The 22017-nt window shown below is 70.5% G+C and carries 20 protein-coding genes, 1 tRNA gene and 1 pseudogene; 10 read left to right on the top strand and 12 right to left on the bottom strand.

The annotated features are described in order from the left end of the window. Positions 1-72 precede the first annotated feature (72 nt). Positions 73-507, bottom strand: a pseudogene (locus P1P75_RS25085) (aromatic amino acid lyase); the annotation flags it as partial. A 96-nt stretch (positions 508-603) separates the two neighbouring features. On the opposite strand from P1P75_RS25085, the gene P1P75_RS25080 reads away from it, so the two are divergent. Together P1P75_RS25080 and P1P75_RS25075 are read left to right on the top strand one after the other, a co-directional pair. After that, on the top strand, positions 604-1050 hold the full coding sequence (locus P1P75_RS25080) for a hypothetical protein (protein ID WP_319259039.1): 447 nt from the start codon (positions 604-606) through the stop codon (positions 1048-1050). A gap of 109 nt (positions 1051-1159) precedes the next feature. After that, positions 1160-1339 (top strand): hypothetical protein, encoded by a 180-nt coding sequence (locus P1P75_RS25075; RefSeq protein ID WP_319259037.1) that lies wholly within the window; start codon positions 1160-1162, stop codon positions 1337-1339. A gap of 464 nt (positions 1340-1803) precedes the next feature. Here the strand turns inward: P1P75_RS25075 and P1P75_RS25070 are convergent, their stop codons facing one another. After that, on the bottom strand, positions 1804-3195 hold the full coding sequence (locus tag P1P75_RS25070; protein WP_319259035.1) for a cystathionine beta-synthase: 1392 nt from the start codon (positions 3193-3195) through the stop codon (positions 1804-1806). A 151-nt stretch (positions 3196-3346) separates the two neighbouring features. Here P1P75_RS25070 and P1P75_RS25065 point away from each other — a divergent pair, with 151 nt between their 5' ends. From P1P75_RS25065 to P1P75_RS25055, 3 genes are all read left to right on the top strand, one after another. Beyond that, positions 3347-4366: an SGNH/GDSL hydrolase family protein gene (locus P1P75_RS25065; RefSeq protein WP_319259033.1), complete on the top strand. Its 1020-nt coding sequence runs from the start codon at positions 3347-3349 to the stop codon at positions 4364-4366. A 251-nt stretch (positions 4367-4617) separates the two neighbouring features. Then, complete coding sequence (locus P1P75_RS25060; RefSeq protein ID WP_319259032.1) at positions 4618-5838, top strand: acetyl-CoA C-acetyltransferase; 1221 nt, start codon at positions 4618-4620, stop codon at positions 5836-5838. A gap of 333 nt (positions 5839-6171) precedes the next feature. Continuing rightward, positions 6172-6960 (top strand): hypothetical protein, encoded by a 789-nt coding sequence (locus tag P1P75_RS25055; protein WP_319259030.1) that lies wholly within the window; start codon positions 6172-6174, stop codon positions 6958-6960. Between the two features lie 39 nt (positions 6961-6999). Here P1P75_RS25055 and P1P75_RS25050 read toward each other — a convergent pair whose 3' ends face one another. Beyond that, positions 7000-7311 (bottom strand): hypothetical protein, encoded by a 312-nt coding sequence (locus P1P75_RS25050; RefSeq protein ID WP_229894499.1) that lies wholly within the window; start codon positions 7309-7311, stop codon positions 7000-7002. A gap of 104 nt (positions 7312-7415) precedes the next feature. Here P1P75_RS25050 and P1P75_RS25045 point away from each other — a divergent pair, with 104 nt between their 5' ends. Continuing rightward, positions 7416-7646, top strand: a complete 231-nt coding sequence (locus tag P1P75_RS25045; protein ID WP_319259027.1) for a DUF4287 domain-containing protein — start codon at positions 7416-7418, stop codon at positions 7644-7646. Between the two features lie 102 nt (positions 7647-7748). On the opposite strand, the gene P1P75_RS25040 is transcribed toward P1P75_RS25045, so the two are convergent. The 3 genes from P1P75_RS25040 to P1P75_RS25030 form a co-directional block, all read right to left on the bottom strand. Beyond that, positions 7749-8660 carry a Bax inhibitor-1/YccA family protein gene (locus P1P75_RS25040; protein WP_266457893.1) on the bottom strand — a complete coding sequence of 304 codons (912 nt, stop codon included), beginning with the start codon at positions 8658-8660 and terminating at the stop codon, positions 7749-7751. A 245-nt stretch (positions 8661-8905) separates the two neighbouring features. Further along, positions 8906-10081, bottom strand: a complete 1176-nt coding sequence (locus P1P75_RS25035; protein ID WP_319259025.1) for a 4-hydroxybenzoate 3-monooxygenase — start codon at positions 10079-10081, stop codon at positions 8906-8908. Positions 10082-10325: 244 nt separating this feature from the next. Next, positions 10326-10408 (bottom strand) — tRNA-Leu (locus tag P1P75_RS25030). Positions 10409-10800: 392 nt separating this feature from the next. Here P1P75_RS25030 and P1P75_RS25025 point away from each other — a divergent pair. After that, on the top strand, positions 10801-11601 hold the full coding sequence (locus tag P1P75_RS25025) for an ABC transporter ATP-binding protein (RefSeq protein WP_319259023.1): 801 nt from the start codon (positions 10801-10803) through the stop codon (positions 11599-11601). A gap of 87 nt (positions 11602-11688) precedes the next feature. Beyond that, positions 11689-14217, top strand: coding sequence for an FtsX-like permease family protein (locus P1P75_RS25020; RefSeq protein ID WP_319259021.1), 2529 nt, complete (start codon positions 11689-11691; stop codon positions 14215-14217). 65 nt (positions 14218-14282) lie between these two features. On the opposite strand, the gene P1P75_RS25015 is transcribed toward P1P75_RS25020, so the two are convergent. Then, positions 14283-15572 (bottom strand): cyclopropane-fatty-acyl-phospholipid synthase family protein, encoded by a 1290-nt coding sequence (locus tag P1P75_RS25015; RefSeq protein ID WP_319259019.1) that lies wholly within the window; start codon positions 15570-15572, stop codon positions 14283-14285. A 234-nt stretch (positions 15573-15806) separates the two neighbouring features. Then, the gene (locus tag P1P75_RS25010; RefSeq protein WP_319259017.1) at positions 15807-17207 is read right to left on the bottom strand and encodes an NAD(P)/FAD-dependent oxidoreductase; all 1401 of its coding nucleotides are present in this window, start codon (positions 17205-17207) and stop codon (positions 15807-15809) included. A gap of 516 nt (positions 17208-17723) precedes the next feature. On the opposite strand from P1P75_RS25010, the gene P1P75_RS25005 reads away from it, so the two are divergent. Together P1P75_RS25005 and P1P75_RS25000 are read left to right on the top strand one after the other, a co-directional pair. Beyond that, positions 17724-17996: a type II toxin-antitoxin system Phd/YefM family antitoxin gene (locus P1P75_RS25005; RefSeq protein ID WP_319259015.1), complete on the top strand. Its 273-nt coding sequence runs from the start codon at positions 17724-17726 to the stop codon at positions 17994-17996. Then, positions 17993-18262 (top strand): type II toxin-antitoxin system RelE/ParE family toxin, encoded by a 270-nt coding sequence (locus tag P1P75_RS25000; RefSeq protein WP_319259013.1) that lies wholly within the window; start codon positions 17993-17995, stop codon positions 18260-18262. Before P1P75_RS25005 ends, P1P75_RS25000 begins: the two co-directional genes overlap by 4 nt. 4 nt (positions 18263-18266) lie before the next feature. On the opposite strand, the gene P1P75_RS24995 is transcribed toward P1P75_RS25000, so the two are convergent. The 4 genes from P1P75_RS24995 to eno form a co-directional block, all read right to left on the bottom strand. Then, positions 18267-19208, bottom strand: coding sequence for a Ppx/GppA phosphatase family protein (locus tag P1P75_RS24995; RefSeq protein ID WP_319259011.1), 942 nt, complete (start codon positions 19206-19208; stop codon positions 18267-18269). Then, positions 19205-19735: a DUF501 domain-containing protein gene (locus tag P1P75_RS24990; protein WP_319259010.1), complete on the bottom strand. Its 531-nt coding sequence runs from the start codon at positions 19733-19735 to the stop codon at positions 19205-19207. The genes P1P75_RS24995 and P1P75_RS24990 overlap by 4 nt, the downstream gene beginning before the upstream one ends. Positions 19736-19813: 78 nt before the next feature. Next, positions 19814-20293 carry a septum formation initiator family protein gene (locus tag P1P75_RS24985; protein WP_319259008.1) on the bottom strand — a complete coding sequence of 160 codons (480 nt, stop codon included), beginning with the start codon at positions 20291-20293 and terminating at the stop codon, positions 19814-19816. A 102-nt stretch (positions 20294-20395) separates the two neighbouring features. After that, the gene (eno, locus tag P1P75_RS24980) at positions 20396-21676 is read right to left on the bottom strand and encodes a phosphopyruvate hydratase (protein ID WP_319259006.1); all 1281 of its coding nucleotides are present in this window, start codon (positions 21674-21676) and stop codon (positions 20396-20398) included. Positions 21677-22017: the final 341 nt, after the last annotated feature.

Raw genomic sequence — 22017 nt, 5'->3', positions numbered from 1 at the left:
TGGGTGCGGGCCCCGCACCGGACCCCGCACCCACGTCCGCGCCCGCGTCCACACCCGTGTCCCTGTCCGCGCTCATGCCCCGCTCCCCCTCCAGATGTCCGTGAACCGGTCCAGCAGCCGGGCCGCCGCCGTCACGTCGTCCGTGAGCGGCCGGTCGGCCTGGTCCTCGTCGAGCACCGACTCGGCCGGCTCCAGCGCCCGGCTCGCCAGAAGCTCCGGTTCGGGCCTCAGGTCGCGCTGGTGCAGCGCCCGTACGGCGGCGACGAGTTCACAGCCGACGACGAGACGGTACGCGCCGCAGACCCGCAGTGTCTGCCGGGCGGCGGGCGAGGCGAAGCCGGCCTGCTCCTCGACGCCCCGGGAGAGTACAGCGTGACCGAGGGACGCGGGGGCGGAGAAGGCGCTCAGGTCACCGAGGGCGGCGCCGACGGCGTCCCCCAGGATCATCACACCGGAGGAGGCGGGCTCGGGGTCGGCGAGGAAGGGGCGCAGCCGGGTGTGGGGCTGACCCGTACCGGCCCGTCCGGCGGTCGGCTGACCCCCCTGCCAAGAGGGGGGCTAACCCCAGTGCCCGCGCCGGGTCCGCTGCCTACCGTGGAGGCAATGACGGGACGGGAGACCACCATGGACGCGCGGGACACCGAGCTGAAGAAGGAACTCGACGCCACTCTGCAGGCCCGCAGGGAACTGGGCGAGGAGTACGAGTCCGCGCTGGTGGACTCGTTCCTGGAGAAGGTCGACCAGCGTATCGACGGCGCCGTCGAGCGTCGGGTGCGCCGGCAGTATGCCGAGCAGCAGATGGTGTCGGCCCGCGACGGACGCTCGTCGGGGGCCACCGACTCCTGGGGTGAGCGCTTCGGCTTCGGGATCGTCTCGCTGGTGCTGGCGGTCCCGCTGTCCGCGATCGGCGCGGGCGTGGCGCATCTGCCGGGGCTGATCGTGTCCTGGCTCGGCATCGTCGGCATCAACGTCGTGCAGGCGGCCCGGATCAACCCGGCTCTGTTCGGCAGGCGGCGCGACTCCTCCCAGAGCAGCGACTGGGAGGGCTGACCGCCGGCCGGCCCCGCTCAGGAGCCGCTCTCAGGCCTGCCGGGTCGGCAGCACCATGCTCTGGCGCAGGTTGACGTGCCGGGGCCGGCTGGTGGCGTAGGCGTACGGCGTGAAGCGGGTCCGGCACCCGGTCGCCGGCCTGCTCACCTTCCCGCACGAGACGCCGGCGGTCACCGCCGACCAGGAGCAGGCGCTGGTCGTCCACACGCCGGAGCCGGGCTCAAAGACGGCGGAGCGGCCGGCGCTGCTGGGGAGTCGGACGTCGCCGGTGGCGGCGGAACGCGCCTGAGGCGGGTGAGGTGACCGGCCCCTGAGGCATTGCGTCCGAGGCGGGTGAGGTGACCGGAGACCGGGCCGCGCCCGGGAGGAGCTATGTCGCGGGGACCGCCGCACCCCCGTTACCGGGGGGCGGGACGACGGCGGTCCCCGCGAGGGACGCGAGCCGGGTCAGGCCAGGCTTTCGCGTCCATGGCGTCGGTGGAGGTCCGGGAGCCGCTCCGGAGGTCCGTGACGCCGTTCGGGTGTCGGTGGGGCGGGGAGCCTCCCCCAGTGCTCAACGCCTGGGAGGTACCTCCACTGCCCTTCCGACGACCACAAATATGCCGGACGCGTGTTAAGCGTGTGCTGCGCGGACGTGACGCCCTCGTACCACTTCCGCGAAGTCCACCCTTTCTGTAGGCAAACGGAAGTCCGCCGCCGGCGAGGGCGGTTCACCGCAGGTTTCCCCGGTGTTCCGCCCCCGGACGCCGGAAGCTACTTCACGGCGCCCTTGGCGAGGAAGGCCAGCAGGTCCTGCCGGCTGACCACACCACTCGGCTTGCCCTCGATCAGCACGATCGCCGCGTCGGCCGTGCCCAGCACGGACATCAGGTCGCCGACCGGCTCACCGGAGCCGACCTGCGGCAGCGGGGCCGACATGTGCTTCTCCAGCGGGTCCTCCAGCGAGGCCCGCTTGCTGAACAGGGCGTCCAGCAGCTCGCGCTCGACGACGGAGCCGACGACCTCGGCGGCCATCACGTCCGGGTGACCGGCGCCCGGCTTGACGACGGGCATCTGCGAGACGCCGTACTCGCGCAGGACCTCGATGGCCTGGCCGACGGTCTCCTCGGGGTGCATGTGGACGAGGGACGGCATGGCGCCGTGCTGCTTGTCGTTGAGGACGTCGGCGACGCGGGCGCTGGGGCCCTCGTCCTCCAGGAAGCCGTAGTCGGCCATCCACTCGTCGTTGAAGATCTTGCTGAGGTAGCCGCGGCCGCTGTCGGGCAGCAGCACGACGACGACGTCGTCGGGGCCGAGCCGCTCGGCGACCCGCAGCGCGGCGACCACGGCCATGCCGCAGGAGCCGCCCACGAGCAGCCCCTCCTCCTTGGCCAGCCGGCGGGTCATCTGGAAGGAGTCCTTGTCGGACACGGCGACGATCTCGTCGGCGACGGTGCGGTCGTAGGCGGTCGGCCAGAAGTCCTCACCGACACCCTCGACGAGGTACGGCCGCCCGGAGCCGCCCGAGTACACGGACCCCTCGGGGTCGGCGCCGACGACCTGGACGCGGCCCTCGCTGGCGTCCTTCAGGTAGCGGCCGGTCCCGGAGATGGTGCCGCCCGTGCCCACGCCCGTGACGAAGTGGGTGATCCGCCCGTCCGTCTGCTCCCACAGCTCGGGGCCGGTGGAGTGATAGTGCGAGAGCGGGTTGTGGGGGTTGGAGTACTGGTCGGGCTTCCACGCGCCGGGCGTCTCACGGACCAGCCGGTCGGAGACGTTGTAGTAGGAGTCCGGGTGCTCGGGGTCCACGGCGGTCGGGCAGACGACGACCTCGGCGCCGTACGCCCGCAGCACGTTGATCTTGTCGGTGCTCACCTTGTCGGGGCACACGAAGATGCACTTGTACCCCTTCTGCTGCGCCACGATGGCCAGCCCGACACCGGTGTTTCCGCTGGTGGGCTCGACGATCGTGCCACCGGGCTGGAGCGCGCCGCTCTCCTCCGCCGCCTCGATCATGCGCAGGGCGATGCGGTCCTTCACGGAACCGCCCGGGTTGAAGTACTCCACCTTGGCCAGGACGGTAGCCCGGATGCCCTTGGTCACGCTGTTGAGCTTCACCAGCGGGGTGTTGCCGACGAGGCTGATCATCGAGTCGTGGAATTGCACCGTTGTCTCCGGTTGCTTGCAAAAACAGTGGTCGTAGTGGTCAGGCCAGCCTACGACCCCGGCCGTGACGTTCACTCCCTGTTGAGATTGGCCGACCGTCCGTACGGGGCAAGGAGTGGGTGTACGGACACGGAGGAGGTGGCGGCGAGGCATGACGAGCATGTCCAGGGCACGAGTGGCCCGGCGCATCGCGGCCGGGGCGGCCTACGGCGGCGGCGGCATCGGTCTGGCCGGAGCGGCGGCCGTCGGGCTGATCCTGACGGAGATGCGGCTGGCCCGGCGCCAGGTCGGCAACGGCACACACCCGCACGTCCCCCAGGCGGACGGCCTCTACGGCCGCGCCTACGACACCCCCGGTCCCGGAGCGGAACCGCTGTACCTGACGCTGCTGGGCGACTCCACGGCGGCGGGCCAGGGCGTCCACCGGGCCGGGCAGACCCCCGGCGCACTGCTGGCCTCGGGGCTCGCGGCGGTCGCCGAACGGCCGGTGCAACTGCGCAACGTGGCACTGCCCGGTGCCCGCTCCGACGACCTGGACCGGCAGGTCGCGCTCGTCGTGGGCGGCACGGCCCCGGTGCCCGACGTCTGCGTGATCATGATCGGCGCGAACGACGTCACCCACCGCATGCCCCCGACCCTCTCGGTACGTCACCTTTCGGCGGCGGTACGGCGGCTGCGCACGGCCGGCGCGGAAGTGGTCGTCGGCACCTGTCCCGACCTCGGCACCATCGAGCCCGTCGGACAGCCCCTGCGGTGGCTCGCCAGACGGGCCTCCCGCCAGCTGGCGGCCGCCCAGACGATCGGCGTCGTCGAGCAGGGCGGCCGCACCGTGTCGCTGGGCGATCTGCTGGGCCCCGAGTTCGAGGCGAACCCGCGCGAGCTGTTCGGTCCCGACCACTACCACCCCTCGGCGGAGGGGTACGCCACGGCGGCGATGGCCGTCCTGCCGACGGTGTGCGCGACGCTGGGCCTGTGGCCGGCGGAGGAGGAGCGCCCCGACGTCTCCCGCCGCGAGGGCTTCCTCCCGGTGGCCCGTGCGGCGGCGGAGGCCGCGTCGGAGGCGGGCACGGAGGTCGCGGCGGCGATGCCGACAGGCCCCCGGGGCCCCTGGGCCCTCCTCAAGAGGCGCCGCCGCCGCCGGGTCCCGGAGCCGGAGCGCGTCCCCCAGTGACCGGTGTCTCAGCCCGGCCGGCGCTTGAGGACGAGGCCGTTCAGGCCGACAGCGGGGATCCGGGGGCGGCAGCCCTCAGGGACGGGACGGGACGGGAAGGGGCGGCGGGGGCGCGGAAAAGCAAGCGCTTAGTAAACTGCGGTCAGGGTCACACCACCACACCCGTGACCTGACCCATACGTACGGGTAACTTCCAGTCAACGTCCAAGCCCCGCCGGAAAACCCACCCCGTGAACGCCAATGGAGCCGTGATGCCCGAAGCCGTCATCGTGTCGACCGCCCGCTCCCCCATCGGCCGCGCCTTCAAGGGCTCCCTCAAGGACCTGCGCCCCGACGACCTCACCGCCACCATCATCCAGGCCGCCCTCGCGAAGGTCCCCGAGCTGGATCCGAGGGACATCGACGACCTGATGCTCGGCTGCGGCCTCCCCGGCGGCGAGCAGGGCAACAACCTCGGCCGCATCGTCGCCGTACAGATGGGCATGGACCACCTGCCCGGCTGCACGGTCACCCGCTACTGTTCCTCGTCCGTCCAGACGAGCCGCATGGCGCTGCACGCCATCAAGGCCGGCGAGGGCGACGTCTTCATCTCGGCCGGCGTCGAGACCGTCTCCCGGTTCGTCAACGGCAACTCCGACAGCCTGCCCGACACGCACAACCCGTTCTTCGCCGAGGCGGAGGCCCGCACGGCCGCCGTCGCCGAGCAGGAGGGCACCACCTGGCACGACCCGCGCGAGGACGGCGTCGTCCCCGACGCCTACATCTCGATGGGCCAGACCGCTGAGAACCTGGCCCGCCTCAAGGGTGTCACCCGCCAGGAGATGGACGAGTTCGGCGTCCGCTCGCAGAACCTCGCCGAGGAAGCCATCAAGAACGGCTTCTGGGAGCGCGAGATCACCCCGGTCACCACCCCCGACGGCACGGTGGTCAGCAAGGACGACGGCCCGCGCGCCGGCGTCACGATGGAGGGCGTGGCGGGCCTGAAGCCGGTCTTCCGCCCCGACGGCATGGTCACGGCCGCCAACTGCTGCCCCCTGAACGACGGCGCCGCCGCGCTCGTCATCATGAGCGACACCAAGGCCCGCGAGCTGGGCCTCACCCCGCTCGCCCGCATCGTGTCGACCGGTGTCTCCGGTCTCTCCCCCGAGATCATGGGCCTCGGCCCGGTCGACGCCAGCAACCAGGCCCTGCGCCGGGCCGGTCTGACGATCGACGACATCGACCTGGTCGAGATCAACGAGGCGTTCGCCGCCCAGGTGATCCCCTCCTACCGCGATCTCGGCATCCCGCTGGACAAGCTGAACGTCAACGGCGGCGCGATCGCCGTCGGCCACCCCTTCGGCATGACCGGCGCCCGCATCACCGGCACGCTCATCAACTCCCTGCAGTTCCACGACAAGCAGTTCGGCCTGGAGACGATGTGCGTCGGCGGCGGCCAGGGCATGGCGATGGTCATCGAGCGCCTCAGCTGACCCCCGGTGGTCGACGTCGTACGCGGACGAGCCGCACACGTCGCACGGCGGCCTCTTCGGTGACCTCTCGGTAGCCGTCCGGGCACCCCTCGTGAGCCGATGGCCCGGAATCTGGGAAGCCCCTGGATTCCGGGCCGTTTTGTGATCCAATCTCCCCCAGGATGTGACCTATCTCCCTCCCAGGAGGGATTTACGCAGCTCAGCGCCGTTTCACCAATTGAGGCCGGGCAAATCTCCTGCCCGTTTCGTGACGTTACGCACTGACAGCTGGATAGTCCGCCCTTCAAGCTGATGTAGGAAGTCGGGGGTCGACTTTGAACCGGGAGTACGTCAGTGAGCGCCATGCCGATCGCCTTGCTGGTCACCACGGCCGCCACGGGCGCCGTGGGCGTCGCCGTCCTGCGCACCCTGTTGCAGCTGCGCCGTCAGGTCGCGGCCCTGCACACGCAGCTCGCGGAGACCGCCGGCGCCGCCGCCGGGCCGCGCGGTTTCGTTCCGGCCGCCCGCACGACGGCCGACACGGCTGAGATACGCGCGGCGGTGGCCGAGGCCCTGGCCGAGGAGCGGGAGCGCGAGCTGGCCGAGGCGCGCGCCTTCTGGGCCGCCCAGGAGGCCCGTGACGCCTCCGACGCGCCCTCGCTGCTGGGTCTGCCGGACAGTGAGCTGTTCCTGCCCCGGCAGGCCGATTTCGCGGGCCTGGAGCCGGTGACCGAGCCGCCCGCGGACGCCGACGAGTTCGCCGGGGACTCCCCCGAACTGGCCGCGGCCCGCCGCCGGCACCCCTCCCACCCGGACTTCGTGCCGGTCCAGTCACCGGTCGTCAACGACCACGAGCGTACGGTGACCGCGCTGGAGGAACTGGCCGCCGACCGCGTCGAACTGACCGATGTGCGGCCCGGCCCGCTCGGCACCCTCGACGTCTACGTCTTCGCCGACGGCACCACCCTGTGCATGACCCCGGGCCACCGGGAGACCGCGGACCGCCTCGCGCGGGCCCTCACGGCCGGCGAGACGCCGTATCTGCTGGGCGGTTCGGGCATCTCGGGCGCGTACGCCCTGACCTTCGCCTGTGGCGAGGAGAGCGTCTACATCCTGGCGGACCGGGTCATAGCCAGTCTCTGAGGCTCCCCCGGCGGGCGGACCCGGCCCCGGCGCCCCCCGTCAGACCCCCGCGCGCTTCTGCGCCTCCTCGACCAACCGCACGGCCTCGTCGATCTGGCTCTCGTCCGTGAGGACCAGGACCAAGTCGTGCACGGCCACCGTGATTTGGTCGGCGGCGGCGAACATGCCCGCGTCGGGCATCTCACGGGGCTCCGCCGCGGGCTCCTCCGCGAGCTGGGCGCGCCGGGCGAACTCCCTGGCCAGCCCCAGTGCCTCCGCCGCGGCGCCCCGCTGAAGCCGACTCTGCGGAGCTGCCCGCAACCGGTCGGCGAAGTGATCCACGGCCTGCGTCAGACGCTTCGTATCCAGCACGCCGCGAGCGTACGCGCCGTACCGGGACTGTTGCCAACGGGCGAACGCTCAGGCACGGTGACCTGAAGGACCGGCTTACATCCCCTTTGCGTCCGGAGGCGCCGATGTCCCACGTCCTCTCCGAGGAGACCCACCGCAACATGCTCGCCCGCATCCCCCATTGCACCGGTCGTGAAGTCGCCGACTGGCTCCGCACCGTCGAAGAAGGCCCCTCCCTCTTCCGCTTCGAGGAGAAGGTGAGCTGGCTCCGCCACGAGCACGACCTCGCGTACGGCCACGCGAAGGCGATCGTCCACGAGTACGACCTGAGGAGGGCCGCGCGCAAACTCCTGTAGCGCGCCCGCACGACACCGAACCGGACCCGCACGCGACGAAGGGCCCCGGGGTGACCCGGGGCCCTTCGTGGCGTCGGCGCGATCGTGCCGAGGCGGCTCGCGTCAGTCGCTGTTGAGGATGGACAGGAGTCGCAGGAACTCCATGTAGATCCACACCAGGGTCATCGTGAGGCCGAAGGCGGCGAACCAGGCCTCCTCGCGCGGGGCGCCGTAGGTGATGCCGTCCTCGACCTGCTTGAAGTCCAGGGCGAGGAAGCAGGCACCGAGGATGATGCCGATGACTCCGAACATGATGCCGAGGCCGCCGCTGCGGAAGCCGAGGCCGTCACCGCCGCCGAAGACGGCGAACAGCAGGTTCACCGCCATCAGCAGCACGAAGCCGAGCGCGGCCGCCATCACGAAGCCGTAGAAGCGGCGGTTGACGCGGATCCAGCCCGCCTTGTACGCCACGAGCACACCGGCGAAGACCGCCATCGTGCCGAGCACGGCCTGGGCGACGACCCCGTCCGAGATGTACGTGGACACCGCGCTGGAGATCACGCCGAGGAAGACGCCCTCCAGGGCGGCGTACGACAGGATCAGCGCGGGCGACGGGCGACGCTTGAAGGACTGGACGAGCGCCAGCACCATCGCGACCAGTCCGGCGCCGATGGCGATGCCGTAGGACTTGCCGATGTTCGCCTCGTCGACGGGCAGCAGCAGCCAGGAGAGCACCGCGGTGACGACCACGGTGCCGAGCGTCGTCGCGGTGCGCGCGACGACGTCGTCCATGGTCATGACGCCGCCGGTGGTGACCGGGGCCTGCGGTGCGCCGTGCCGGACGTCCTGCTGGGCGTACGGGTTCTGCGCGTAGGGGTTGCCGGCCGGCTGGGCGGACGGGCCGCCCTGCGCGTACGGGTTGCCCTGCTGCGTGCCGACGGCGGGCCCCCCGGCCTGCGGCGCGGCGTTGAAGCCCGCGTAGCCGCTGTCACGGCTGAACCCCCGTCGCGAGAAGACCGGGTTTGTGCTCCTCATTTCACTCCTCCATGGCCACACGTGGCCACAACAGCGCGGCCTTCGCTCAAGAGTAATAGGTAGGCAAAGGAATGACCCTAGTGCTTGGGGAGGATCTTTCCCTTGTCGTCGTACCCAACACGCTACGTCGATCCCTGATTCCCCGCGGTGGCGGGCCTCATTCATGACCAACCCGGTACGTGTCCGGGACCGGCCGGTGATCACCGGCTGACGCCGCCCCTACGTCGGGCGCCGCCCGGACGGCGTCACCCGAACGGGAACCCCGTGTAGCCCTCGGCCAGGTCGGTCTCGGCGGCCCGCGAGGAGGCGATCCGCTCCAGCCGGGCCAGCTGGATGCGCTCCTCGAAGGGGGTGGCGCCGGGGGCGCGGTGCAGCAGGGTCGTCATGTCGTAGGAGAACCGCTCGGCCTGCCAGACCCGGCGCAGGCAGGTCTGCGAGTAGGCGTCCAGCAGCTCAGCCGACCCCGTCTCCCGCTGGTGGACGAGGGCGCGGGCGAAGGTGACGACGTCGCCGACGGCGAGGTTGAGGCCCTTGGCGCCGGTCGGCGGCACGATGTGGGCCGCGTCACCGGCGAGGAAGAGGCGGCCGTGCCGCATGGGCTCGTGGACGTAGGAGCGCATGGGGGTGACCGACTTCTGGGTGATCGGGCCGCGCTCCAGCGTCCAGTCGTCGTCGGTCTCGAAGCGGCGCTCCAGCTCGGCCCAGATCTCGTCGTCGCTCCAGGCCTCGGCGTCCGTGCCCTCGGGCACCTGGAGGTAGAGACGGGAGACGGACGGGGAGCGCATGGACAGCAGGGCGAAGCCGCGGTCGTGGCGGGCGTAGACCAGCTCGTCGTGCGAGGGCGGCACGTCGGCGAGGATGCCGAGCCAGCCGAAGGGGTAGGTGCGCTCGAAGACGCGGGTCAGTTCGGCGGGGATCGCGCTACGGGCGATCCCCCAGAAGCCGTCGCAGCCGACGACGTACGCGCAGTCGAGGACGTCCTCCCGCCCGTCGTGCCGGAACCGCACGCGGGGGTGGTCGGTGCCGGCGCCCTCGACGGCGAGCGCCTCCGCCTCGAACAGCAGGGGGCCGCCCTCCTGCAGCTGGAGGGCGATGAGGTCCTTGCACACCTCGGTCTGGGCGTAGACCGTGACGGACCGGCCGCCGGTGAGGGCGGGGAAGTCGACGCGATGGCGTGTGCGGTCGTAGCGCAGCTCGATGCCGTCGTGGCGCAGCCCCTCGCGGTCCAGGCGCTCCCCGGCGCCGGCCGCGCGCAGGACGTCGACCGTGCCCTGCTCCAGGATCCCGGCGCGCTGGCGCTGTTCGACGTAGTCCCGGTCGCGGCTCTCCAGGACGACGGAGTCGATTCCGGCGTTGTGCAGCAGGCGGGCGAGGAGGAGGCCGGCGGGGCCGGCGCCGATGATGCCGACGGTGGTGCGCATCGGGCGTTCCCTTTCAGACGGGCGTCATTGCCACGTGGAACCTCTCCGGTGACGCTCGGAGGGCGTATCCGCACGGCGTCCACAGTGTCACTGTCCGCGCGGCACTGTTCGTGTGGTGAAATTTCCTTCACTCTTGTCGGACGTGAGTCTGCGCGCACGTTCCTCAGCTGTCAACGGGTCGGGCCGGAGGTGGTGCGGCGCTCGGTGCGGGTCGGCGAACGACGAGCCGTCGCAAGACGGGAGGTGCCCGGAACCGGACTTGAACCGGTACGCCCGCGAGGGGCAGCGAGGTTTAAGCTCGCCGTGTCTGCATTCCACCATCCGGGCAGGCCATGGGCTCCGCGTCGAAGTTCGAGCCTATCGGGAGGCGTCGGGCCAACAGGGGCCGGGCAGCCCCATGTTGTCTTATTTTATTGAGGCCTGAGGGAGCATCAGCCCCGGAACTGGCCATCCGCACATGCCAATAGCCTCATGTGCGGCGTCGGCCGGTCTACACGGAATGACGGAATTTCACCGTCCGAACGAGGGTGCTCCACCGGTTCTCGACGAACGGCCCCTCAGGGGCGCGGGTCATCCCCTGGTATGACACGGCGGCCGGCGCTCACTCCGAAGTCTGCCCCCGGAACCGGAACAGCGGCTGACTACACGGCGCCGGGCGGCCGAGACGATGGTGTCCAACCCGAAACGCACAACGCCGTCGTCCCGACAGGAGCACCTCCGTGACCACCATGCCCCTCGCCGACCGGACCACCGCCGTGGCCGCACGTGCCACGGATCTCTCGAAGATCTACGGACAGGGCGAGACCCAGGTGGTCGCCCTCGACCGGGTCTCCGTCGACTTCCGGCAGGCCGAGTTCACCGCGATCATGGGCCCCTCCGGCTCCGGCAAGTCCACGCTGATGCACTGCGTGGCCGGGCTGGACACCTTCTCCTCCGGCTCCGTGCGCATCGGCGACACCGAACTGGGCTCCCTGAAGGACAAGCAGCTCACCAAGTTGCGCCGGGACAAGATCGGGTTCATCTTCCAGGCGTTCAACCTGCTGCCCACCCTGAACGCCCTGGAGAACATCACCCTCCCGATGGACATCGCCGGCCGCAAGCCGGACAAGGAGTGGCTGGACAAGGTCATCCGGATGGTCGGGCTCTCCGACCGGCTGCGCCACCGCCCCTCGCAGCTCTCCGGCGGCCAGCAGCAGCGCGTCGCCGTCGCCCGCGCCCTGGCCTCCCGGCCGGACATCGTCTTCGGTGACGAGCCGACCGGAAACCTCGACTCCCGCTCGGGCGCCGAAGTCCTCGGCTTCCTGCGCAACTCCGTGCGCGAGCTGGGCCAGACGGTCGTCATGGTGACCCACGACCCGGTGGCCGCGGCGTACGCGGACCGGGTCGTGTTCCTCGCGGACGGCCGGATCGTCGACGAGGTGTACGGCCCGACGGCCGAGTCGGTCCTCGACCGCATGGGGCGCCTGCCTGGGGGAAACCCCCAGAGCCCCGAGTTCGACGCCAAGGGCCGCACGAGCTGACCGCCGGTCAGTGCGACCTGACCGACAGCCCGCACCGGCAGAACCGACAGCCCGGCCGTCCCGGCACGACTGAGAAGAAAAGAACCCATGTTCCGTACCGCCTTGCGCAACGTCCTCGCGCACAAGGCCCGGCTCCTGATGACCGTGCTCGCCGTGATGCTCGGCGTGGCCTTCGTGTCGGGGACCCTGGTCTTCACCAACACCATCTCCGAGGCCTTCCAGAAGAGTTCCGCCAAGGGATTCGGCCAGGTCGACGTCGCCGTCACGGCCGAGTCCCAGGACGACGAGGGCGACCGCATCGGCAAGACGCCCGAGCTGACCCAGGCCCTGCTCGACCGGAGCGCCAAGGTCCCCGGCGCCGCGTCCGCCATCGGTGTGGTCGGCGGCTTCACGGCGATCGCCGACAAGGACGGCAAGCTCGTCGGCGGCGGCTTCCAGTCGCAGGGCGGCAACTACTGGGGCGACAAGGACCCCCGGTACACCCTGAAGGAGGGCACCGCCCCGCGGGGCCCCGGCCAGATCGCCCTCGACTCCGAGACCGCCCGGCGGGCCGGTTACGAGGTCGGCGACACCGTGCGTCTCTCGATCGACGGCCCCGTCCTCAGCCCGGAGATCACCGGCATCTTCACCACCGACGACGGCAACGTCGCCGCGGGCGGCAGCCTCACCCTCTTCGACACGGCCACCGCCCAGCAGCTGTTCGGCAAGACCGGCACGTACGACGAGATCGACGTGAAGGCCGCCGCCGGCACCTCGCAGACCGCGCTGAAGGCCGCCCTCGACAAGGCGCTGCCCAAGGACCTCGTCGAGACCACCACCGGCAAGCAGCTCGCCGACGACCAGGCCGAGATGATCTCCTCCCAGACGAGCGGGCTGAGGCAGGGCCTGCTGGTCTTCGCCGGCATCGCCCTCTTCGTCGGCACCTTCATCATCGCCAACACCTTCACCATGCTGGTCGCCCAGCGCACCAAGGAACTGGCGCTGCTGCGCGCGGTCGGCGCGTCCCGCCGGCAGGTGACCCGGTCGGTGCTGATCGAGGCGTTCGTGGTCGGTACGGCCGCCGGTCTGACCGGACTGGTCGCCGGTGTCGGCATCGGCGCCGGCATGCGCTCGCTGATGGGCTCCCTGGGCGCGACCGTCCCCGACGGCCCGCTGGTCGTCTCGCCCGGCACGGTCGCGACCGCCCTCGTCGTCGGCGTCGTCATCACCATGCTGGCGGCCTGGCTGCCCGGCCGCCGCGCCGCGAAGATCGCGCCGGTCGCCGCGATGAGCAGCGTGCACGCCACGGCGTCCACCAAGTCGCTGGTGCTGCGCAACACCATCGGCGCCCTGCTCTCGGGGGCGGGCGTCGCGGTGGTCCTCGCGGCCACCACCATGAGCGGCTCGGACGGCCAGGCCCCCATGGGGCTCGGCGCGGTCCTGCTCGTCATCGGCGTGTTCGTGCTGACCCCGCTGCTGTCCCGCCCGCTGATCGCGGCGGCCTCGCCGGTCCTGCGGATCTTCGGGGTGTCCGGCAAGCTCGCCCGGCAGAACTCGGTGCGCAACCCGCGCCGCACCGCCGCCACGGCCTCCGCCCTGATGGTCGGACTCACCCTGATCACCGGCATGACGGTGATGGCGGGCAGCCTGCAGAAGTCGATCGACAAGATGGCCTCCACGGCGATCAAGGCCGACTACGTCGTGTCGATGGCGAACGGCAACGAGCTGTCCCCGGACGTCGAGAAGAAGCTCAGGGCGACCGACGGCGTGGCCCTCACCAGCCCGCTGCGCAACGCGCCCGCCCGCATCGACGGACAGACCGAGTACGTCACCGGCGTCACCGGCTCCGCCATCCGCGAGCTGACCGACCTCACGCTCGACGGCGGCTCCTTCACGGTCGGCGGCACCAAGGTCGTCGTCGACGACGACACCGCCACGTCGCACGGCTGGAAGGCCGGTTCCACCTTCACGGTGGCGTACGAGGACGGCAAGAAGCAGCAGCTGACGGTCGCCGGGGTCTACCAGGGCAACGAGATGATCCAGGGCATCATCCTGGACAACACCGCCCTCGCCCCGCACCAGGACGACCCGACCGACATGCAGGTCATGGTCAAGACGTCCGGCGGCGCCTCGGAGGCGACGAAGGACAGGCTGGAGAAGGCCCTCGGCGCCAACCCGGCCATCAAGGTCCAGAGCAAGCAGGACCTCTCCGACGAGATCGCGCAGATGTTCACGCTGATGCTGAACATGCTCTACGGCCTGCTCGCGATGGCCGTGATCGTCGCGGTGCTCGGCGTCATCAACACCCTCGCCATGTCGGTGTTCGAGCGCTCGCAGGAGATCGGCATGCTGCGCGCCATCGGGCTGGACCGGCGGGCGGTGAAGCGGATGGTGCGACTGGAGTCGCTGGTCATCGCCCTCTTCGGCGGGGTGCTCGGCATCGGGCTCGGCGTGTTCTTCGGCTGGGCGGCCGGTGAGCTGATCGGCACGTCGATGCCGACGTACGAACTCGTCCTTCCGTGGGCCCGGATGGCCGCCTTCCTGGCACTGGCCGCCGCGGTGGGTGTCCTCGCGGCACTCTGGCCGGCGCGTCGGGCGGCCGGGCTGAACGTACTGGCAGCCATCAAGTCCGAGTAGGACAAGGTGCGTTGGGGGCCCCGTCGAGCACGTCGACGGGGCCCCTTCGCCGTCTGCCGGCCGGCTCAGTTCCAGGTGCGGGAGCGCAGCGGCAGGCCGGAGGCGCCGGAGGGCGGGGGACGGACGGCCAGGACCTGGTTGACGCCGATGCGCTGCTGTTCGAAGGCGAGCGCGGAGGCCGCCATGTAGAGGCGCCAGACACGGGCCCGGCCCGCACCGCTCAGGCGCACCGCCCGGCGCCAGTCGTCCTCCAGCCGGGACACCCAGCGGCGCAGGGTGAGGGCGTAGTGCTCACGGATCGACTCCACGTCACGCACCTCGAAGCCGGCCCGTTCGAGCTGGGTGACGGTGGTGCCGAGAGGGGCGAGTTCGCCGTCCGGGAAGACGTAGGCGTCGATGAACTCGTCGACCTGGTAGGCGGTTTCGTCGCGATGGGGGCGGCGCGCGATCTGGTGGTTCAGCAGCCGGCCGCCCGGCTTGAGGAGGGCGTGCAGGACGCCGGCGTACTCCAGGTACCTGTCGGCGCCGACGTGCTCGGCCATGCCGATGGAGGAGATCGCGTCGTACGGCCCGTCCGCGACGTCCCGGTAGTCCTGGACGCGGATCTCCACCCGGTCGGTGAGACCGGCGTCCGCGACCCGCTTGCGGGCGTACGCCGCCTGCTCCTGGGAGAGGGTGATGCCGACGACGCTCACCCCGTGCTCACGGGCGGCGTGGATCGCCATCGAACCCCAGCCGCACCCCACGTCCAGGAGACGCTGCCCCGGCGTCAGCCCGAGCTTGCGGCAGACGAGTTCGAGCTTGTCGCGCTGGGCGTCCTCGAGAGTGCTGTCGGCGGACTCCCAGTAGGCGCAGGAGTACACCATGGACGGGCCGAGGACGATCTCGTAGAAGTCGTTGCCGACGTCGTAGTGGTGGCTGACCGCCCGCCGGTCGGTGCGGCGGGTGTGCAGGTGGGTGCCGCGCCTGACCTCCTCGCGGGGCGGGGCGGGCGGCAGCGGGGGTCCGGCGAGCTTCAGCAGACCGCGGACCGCGGCACGGAAGCCGGGGTCGCGCAGGGCCTCGGTGAGCGTACGGGCGTCGTCGTCGCGCTGCCAGACATGGCCGGAGATCAGGTCGAGGGCCTGGTACAGGTCCCCCTCGACGTCCAGGTCCCCGGAAACCCAGGCGCGGGCAAGACCCAGCTCACCCGGCTTGAAGAGGAGCCGGCGGACGGCTCTGCGGTTGCGTACGACGAGGGTCGGCGCGTCGGGCGGCCCGGCCAGCGAGCCGTCCCAGGCCCGGACCCGCACCGCAAAAGGCGCTCCCAGCAACTGTTGGACGAGGGCATGGAGCCGCGGCGCGGCGTCTGCCATGGTGCACACCTCCGTGATGGTGATCCCGGATGTCCTTGCACCACGTAAACACCGCGGAGGCCGAAAGGCAGTCCCCTGCAAGGGTTACGTCTGGGCAAACCATCCGAACCGGGGTGTGCTCCCGTCGCGGGGCTCAGCCCTCAGCCCTCGTCCCGGACCCCGGAGCACGCCGAAGGGGCCGCCCGCACCACGGATGGCGGGCGGCCCCTTCGGGGGTGCTTCGGTGACCGGAGGTCAGGAGGCCTTGGCCTTCTCGCCGGTCTTCTCGGTCTTCTCCACGGCCGGCTTCGCCGCTACCGGGGCCGGCTTCGCGGCCTCGTAGAACTCCTCGCGCGGGGACTCCAGCGCGCCGAGGGCGACGACCTCACGCTTGAGGAACATGCCGAGGGTCCAGTCGGCGAAGACGCGGATCTTGCGGTTCCACGTCGGCATCGCCATGCCGTGGTAGCCACGGTGCATGTACCACGCCAGTCGGCCCTTGAGCTTGATCTTCATCTTGCCCATGACGATCATCGCGACGCCCTTGTGGAGGCCGAGGCCCGCCACCGCACCCTTGTTGGAGTGGGCGTACTCCTTCTGCGGGAAGCCCCGCATACCGGAGATCACGTTGTCGCCGAGGACCTTGGCCTGACGGAGCGCGTGCTGCGCGTTCGGCGGGCACCAGGCGTTCTCGACGCCGGCCTTGCGGGCGGCGACGTCGGGGACCTGGGCGTTGTCGCCGGCGGCCCAGATGTAGTCGGTGCCCTGCACCTGCAGCGTGGCGGCCGTGTCGACGTGGCCACGGGGGCCCAGCGGGAGGCCGTAGCGGGCGAGGACCGGGTTCGGCTTGACGCCGGCCGTCCAGACGATCGTGCTGGAGTCGACCTCGAGGCCGTTCTTCAGCACCACGTGGCCGTCGACGCAGGAGTCCATCGAGGTGGAGAGGTAGATCTCCACACCGCGGCTCTCCAGGTGCTCCTTGCCGTAGGCGCCCAGCTTCGGGCCGACCTCGGGGAGGATCTTGTCGGCGGCGTCGACCAGGATGAAGCGCATGTCCTCGCGGGACACGTTCTTGTAGTACTTGGCCGCGTCGCGGGCCATGTCCTCGACCTCGCCGATGGTCTCCGCACCGGCGAAACCGCCGCCGACGAAGACGAAGGTGAGCGCCTTGCGGCGGATCTCCTCGTCGGTGGTGGAGTCGGCCTTGTCGAGCTGTTCGAGGACGTGGTTGCGCAGCCCGATGGCCTCCTCGATGCCCTTCATACCGATGCCCTGTTCGGCCAGGCCGGGGATCGGGAAGGTGCGGGAGACCGCGCCGAGCGCGACGACCAGGTAGTCGAAGGGCAGCTCGTACGCCTCGCCGACCAGCGGGGCGATCGTGGCGACCTTGCGGTCCTGGTCGATGGTGGTGACCCGGCCGGTGAGGACCTCCGCCTTGGGCAGCACGCGTCGCAGCGGGACGACGACGTGGCGCGGGGAGATGTTGCCGGCGGCGGTTTCGGGGAGGAAGGGCTGGTAGGTCATGTACGACCGGGGGTCGACGACCGTGACGGTCGCCTCGCCGTAGCGCATCTTCTTCTGGATACGCCGAGCTGCGTACAGGCCTACGTACCCACCGCCTACTACGAGGATCCTGGGACGCTCCGTGGTGCTCATGCCATCGAGTATCCACCCGCCCGAGGGGGGTCGCTCGTGCGCCCCTTCACAAGCTTCCTCGGGGTATGTGTTATCCTCCGCCGCTCACGTGATCCACGTCATGATGCGCGACGGGAACCCGTATGCATCAGGTGCCGTTGTCAATGCCGCGTGAGCTGCCTCTCCGGGGTTCCGGGTGCCGCGTGAGGCCCTCGAAACACCCCGCGCGCCATGCTCGCGAAACGTCCGCGCCTTCCGCTTTTGAACACGTTCACCCGCCTATTCGCACCCCGTAAGGGCCAACCGGCCCCTCTTCGTCCTCCGACAGGACCGTTTTCCTTGTGAAGAACTTCACGAAGTTTTCCGAGGGGGTGTCACCGAGGGCTCGTCCCGGGCCGTCTCAAGCCCTTCGATCATGCTCAAACGCCGCCCGACCTGCTCAGGAGAGAACCGACCAGGCGATCCCGGCGAGGATCGCGCATGAACGCGACTCCCCGAACATGGCCGCGTGTACACGCATGCGCGTACACTGAGTGCATGACTGAGAACACCGTGACCGTGCGGGAAGCCCGCGCGCACCTCGCCGACCACATCAACCGGGCCGAGGAAGGCGTTCCGACCGTCATCATGCGTAACGGCGTTCCGGTGGCGGCCGTGGTTCCGATCGCCGACTTCGAGGCACTGGAGGAAGCGGCCGACGTCATGCTGGCGCGCGAAGCCGAAGCGGTGCTGGCCGAGGGCGGCCCCACAGTGACGATGGCCGAACTGCTGGCTGACCTGTTCACCGAGCGGGACGGCGACGCGGCGTGAAGTACGCCTTCCGGTTCACCACGGCGGCGCAGCGGCAGCTCCGGGCTGTCAGCCGGCTCGACGCCATGCGCATCCTGACCGCGCTGACCGCGCTCGGTGACGACCCGTACCGCCAGGACGCCGACATCGAGAAACTCACCGGCCCGTCCGGGCTCTACCGGCTCAGAGTCGGCAGCTACCGGGTCGCCTACCAGATCAACGACGGTGAGCTGGTCGTCCTCGTCGTCAAGGTAGGCGACCGGCGGGACGTGTACCGCAAGCTGTAGGCGGTCAGGCCAAGGACCAGGCGATCCCGTCCAGGATGTCGTGCTCGCTCACCACGACCTCCTCCGCGCCGATCCGGTCCATGATCGACAGGAGGACCAGCGCGCCCGCGCCGATGACGTCGACCCGGCCCGGATGCATCGACGGGACCGCCGCGCGCTCGGCGTGGGTGGAGTGCAGCAGCCAGTCGGTGATCTCGCGGACCCGGTCCCGGGAGACGCGGGAGTGGTGGATGGCCCGCGAGTCGTACGCGGGCAGCTTCTGTGCGATCGCGGAGATCGTGGTGACCGAGCCGGCGAGGCCGACCAGGGTGTGCGCCTCGCTCAGCGGGACCGTGCGCTCGGCGAGGTCCAGGGCCGCCTCGATGTCGGCGCGCACGGCCGCGATCTGTTGCTCCGTGGGCGGATCGGTGACTACCCCGTCGACGACCAGGTGCCGCTCGGTCATCCGCACGCAGCCGATGTCCACGGAACGTGCCGCGCGCACCTGGTCGTTCCCGACGACGAACTCGGTCGAGCCGCCGCCGATGTCCACGACGAGGTAGGGCTTCGTCAGGTCGTCACGGCCCGTCAGTTCCCTGGTGGCGCCGGTGAAGGAGAACTCCGCCTCCTGGTCGCCGGAGATCACCTCGGGCTCGACGCCCAGGATGTCGAGCACGCCGCGTACGAATTCGTCCCGGTTCTCCGCGTCGCGCGAGGCGGAGGTGGCCACGAAGCGCAGCCGCTCGGCGCCGTGTTCCTTGATGACGGCCGCGTACTCCCGGCAGGCGGCGAAGGTCCGTTCCAGTGCCTCGGGCGCGAGCCGCCCGGTCCGGTCGACTCCCTGCCCGAGCCGCACGATCGTCATACGGCGGTCCAGTTCGACCAGTTCACCCGTCTCGGGGTGGGCGTCGGCGACGAGCAGCCGGATGGAGTTCGTACCGCAGTCGACGGCGGCGACGCGGGTCATCGGGCGTCACCCTCGGCCGGCGTCACACACGTCCCCTTGGACCACCACTGCGGCAGCATGGCCAGCGCCTCGTCCCCGAGCGGGTTCACGCCGGGCCCCGCCGCCAGGGAGTGGGCGACGAGCACGTGCAGGCACTTCACCCGGTCCGGCATGCCTCCGGCGCTGGGGAAGTTCTTCAGTTCCTCGATCTCGTCCCGCCGCCGCACATAGTCCTCGTGCGCCGCGCGGTACGCCGCCGCCAGCTCCGGGTCGGTCCGCAGCCGTTGCGTCATCTCCTTCATCACGCCGTTCGCCTCCAGCGTGCCGATCGCCGAGTTGGCCTTCGGGCACGTCAGGTAGTACAGCGTCGGGAAGGGGGTGCCGTCGGGGAGGCGGGGGGCCGTCTCCACCACGTCCGGCTGGCCGCACGGGCAGCGGTGCGCGATCGCGCGCAGGCCGCGCGGCGGGCGTCCGAGCTGCTGCCTGAAGGCCTCGACGTCGGCGTCGGTGGGCTCGGTGCGGGGAGTGGTCGGCGGGGGCGTTTCCATGCCTGTACGAAAGTCTCTCTGTCAGTTCGTCGGTCGCAGTTCATCGATGGCTACGTCGATGGCTTCGTCGATGGCGGTTCATCCGCCGGCGGCGGCGTCGGACTTGTCGACGCCGTCCCAGACGTTGGAGTACCAGGGGCGGTCGGCGGCCCCCTGGCCGTCGCGGGACTGCTCGGCGGCGTCGGGGTCGACGACGATGAAACCCGTCTCCCCCGGCATCACGTAGTGCAGCCGCAGCCGGATCTGCTGTTCGGCGTAGGCGTCGTCCTGCCAGCGTGCCTTGAGGTCGCGGAGCTGTTCCACCCGCTCGCGGGCCTCCTGCCTCTCACGCTGGAGATCGGCGATCTCGGCCCGCTGGGAGACGTACTGCCGCATGGGGTAGGCCAGTGCCACGATCAGCGTGCACAGGACGAGCGCGAGGAGGGCCGCCCGGCCGGTGAGGCGGGAGCGGCGGGCCTGGCGCTTGGTCTGGGACCGGTAGACCCTGGCCGCGGTCTGCTCGCCGATCAGCTTGATCCTGGTCGCGGTGGAGAAACGGTCCCGGTCCTTCACGGCCATGTGTCCCCGCCTCCCGTCTCACACGTACGTACGTCCCCGGACACGGTACGGGACCGGTACGGGGACGTACGTACGACTGGCTAGGGCTTGGCCCTGCTTGGCTCAGCCTTTGAAGCGCGGGAAGGCCGAACGGCCCGCGTACACCGCGGCGTCGTCGAGGATCTCCTCGATGCGCAGCAGCTGGTTGTACTTGGCGACGCGGTCCGAGCGGGCCGGGGCGCCGGTCTTGATCTGACCGCAGTTCACGGCGACCGCGAGGTCGGCGATGGTGACGTCCTCGGTCTCGCCGGAGCGGTGGGACATCATGCACTTGAAGCCGTTGCGCTGGGCCATCTCGACGGCGTCCAGGGTCTCGGTCAGCGAGCCGATCTGGTTGACCTTGACGAGCAGGGCGTTCGCGGAGCCCTCCTCGATGCCGCGGGCCAGGCGCTCCGGGTTGGTGACGAAGAGGTCGTCGCCGACGATCTGGACCTTGTCGCCGATCTTGGCGGTGATGGTGTTCCAGCCGTCCCAGTCGTCCTCGTACAGCGGGTCCTCGATGGAGACCAGCGGGTACGCGGAGACGAGCTCCTCGTAGTACTCGGTCATCTCGGCGGCCGAGCGGGACTTGCCCTCGAACTCGTACGAGCCGTCCTTGTAGAACTCGGACGCGGCGACGTCGAGCGCGAGCGCGATCTGCTCGCCGGGGACGTAACCGGCCTGCTTGATGGCCTCGATGATGAGGTCGAGCGCGGCGCGGTTGGACTCCAGGTTCGGCGCGAAGCCGCCCTCGTCGCCGAGGCCCGTGGACAGGCCCTTGGTCTTCAGCACCTTCTTGAGGGTGTGGTAGACCTCGGCGCCCCAGCGCAGGGCCTCGGAGAAGGACTCCGCGCCGATCGGGGCGATCATGAACTCCTGGATGTCCACGTTGGAGTCGGCGTGCGAGCCGCCGTTCAGGATGTTCATCATCGGAACGGGCAGCAGGTGCGCGTTCGGGCCGCCCAGGTAGCGGAAGAGCGGGAGGTCGCTGGCCTCGGAGGCGGCGTGCGCGACGGCGAGGGAGACGCCGAGGATGGCGTTGGCGCCGAGGGAGCCCTTGTTGTCGGTGGCGTCCAGGTCGAACATCGCCTGGTCGATCAGGCGCTGCTCGGTGGCGTCGTAGCCGACCAGCTCGGGGCCGATCTGTTCGATGACGGCCAGGACGGCCTTCTCGACACCCTTGCCCATGTAGCGGTTCGGGTCACCGTCGCGAAGCTCGATGGCCTCGAAGGCACCGGTGGAGGCACCGGAGGGAACGGCGGCACGACCCGTGCTGCCGTCGTCGAGGCCGACCTCGACCTCGACGGTGGGGTTGCCTCGCGAGTCGAGGATTTCCCGGGCTACGACGACGTCGATGGACGGCACGAGCATCTCCTTCTTGGGATGTGACGCTGGTTGTGCGGGGCACGTGGGGCTGTGATGAGCCCTTGGCGAGCCTTGCGACTAGAGCCTAACCGCCTCGGGCGGTCGGTCGGCCGACCGACCGTCCCGTGGACAGGGAGACCGTACCCATTGTTTCCGTCCGGAACAAAGGGGTGGCCGACGGAAGGGCCGACGGAAGGGCCGACGGAAGGGCCGACGGAAAGCGGCGAACGGGAAAAGAAAGACCCCGCCCCGGTGCGTACGGGGGAAGACGCACCGGGGCGGGGTCTTTCTTTTCCCGTTCGCCGCTTTCCGTCGGCCCTTCCGTCGGCCCTTCCGCTGGC

Source organism: Streptomyces sp. ID05-39B (assembly GCF_033794725.1).
Classification (GTDB): Bacteria; Actinomycetota; Actinomycetes; order Streptomycetales; family Streptomycetaceae; genus Streptomyces; species Streptomyces bobili.
The sequence above is the reverse complement of the archived record's forward strand: the minus strand, read 5'-3'. Positions and strand labels throughout refer to the sequence as shown.

Coding starts and splice junctions, on each gene's coding strand:
- P1P75_RS25040 (WP_266457893.1), bottom strand. CDS start 8,660: ATGAGGAGCACAAACCCGGTCTTCTCGCGACGGGGGTTCAGCCGTGAC.
- P1P75_RS25060 (WP_319259032.1), top strand. CDS start 4,618: ATGCCCGAAGCCGTCATCGTGTCGACCGCCCGCTCCCCCATCGGCCGC.
- P1P75_RS25045 (WP_319259027.1), top strand. CDS start 7,416: ATGTCCCACGTCCTCTCCGAGGAGACCCACCGCAACATGCTCGCCCGC.
- P1P75_RS25005 (WP_319259015.1), top strand. CDS start 17,724: ATGACTGAGAACACCGTGACCGTGCGGGAAGCCCGCGCGCACCTCGCC.
- P1P75_RS24995 (WP_319259011.1), bottom strand. CDS start 19,208: ATGACCCGCGTCGCCGCCGTCGACTGCGGTACGAACTCCATCCGGCTG.
- P1P75_RS25015 (WP_319259019.1), bottom strand. CDS start 15,572: ATGGCAGACGCCGCGCCGCGGCTCCATGCCCTCGTCCAACAGTTGCTG.
- P1P75_RS24985 (WP_319259008.1), bottom strand. CDS start 20,293: ATGGCCGTGAAGGACCGGGACCGTTTCTCCACCGCGACCAGGATCAAG.
- P1P75_RS25020 (WP_319259021.1), top strand. CDS start 11,689: ATGTTCCGTACCGCCTTGCGCAACGTCCTCGCGCACAAGGCCCGGCTC.
- P1P75_RS24990 (WP_319259010.1), bottom strand. CDS start 19,735: ATGGAAACGCCCCCGCCGACCACTCCCCGCACCGAGCCCACCGACGCC.
- P1P75_RS25080 (WP_319259039.1), top strand. CDS start 604: ATGACGGGACGGGAGACCACCATGGACGCGCGGGACACCGAGCTGAAG.
- P1P75_RS25035 (WP_319259025.1), bottom strand. CDS start 10,081: ATGCGCACCACCGTCGGCATCATCGGCGCCGGCCCCGCCGGCCTCCTC.
- P1P75_RS25010 (WP_319259017.1), bottom strand. CDS start 17,207: ATGAGCACCACGGAGCGTCCCAGGATCCTCGTAGTAGGCGGTGGGTAC.
- P1P75_RS25065 (WP_319259033.1), top strand. CDS start 3,347: ATGACGAGCATGTCCAGGGCACGAGTGGCCCGGCGCATCGCGGCCGGG.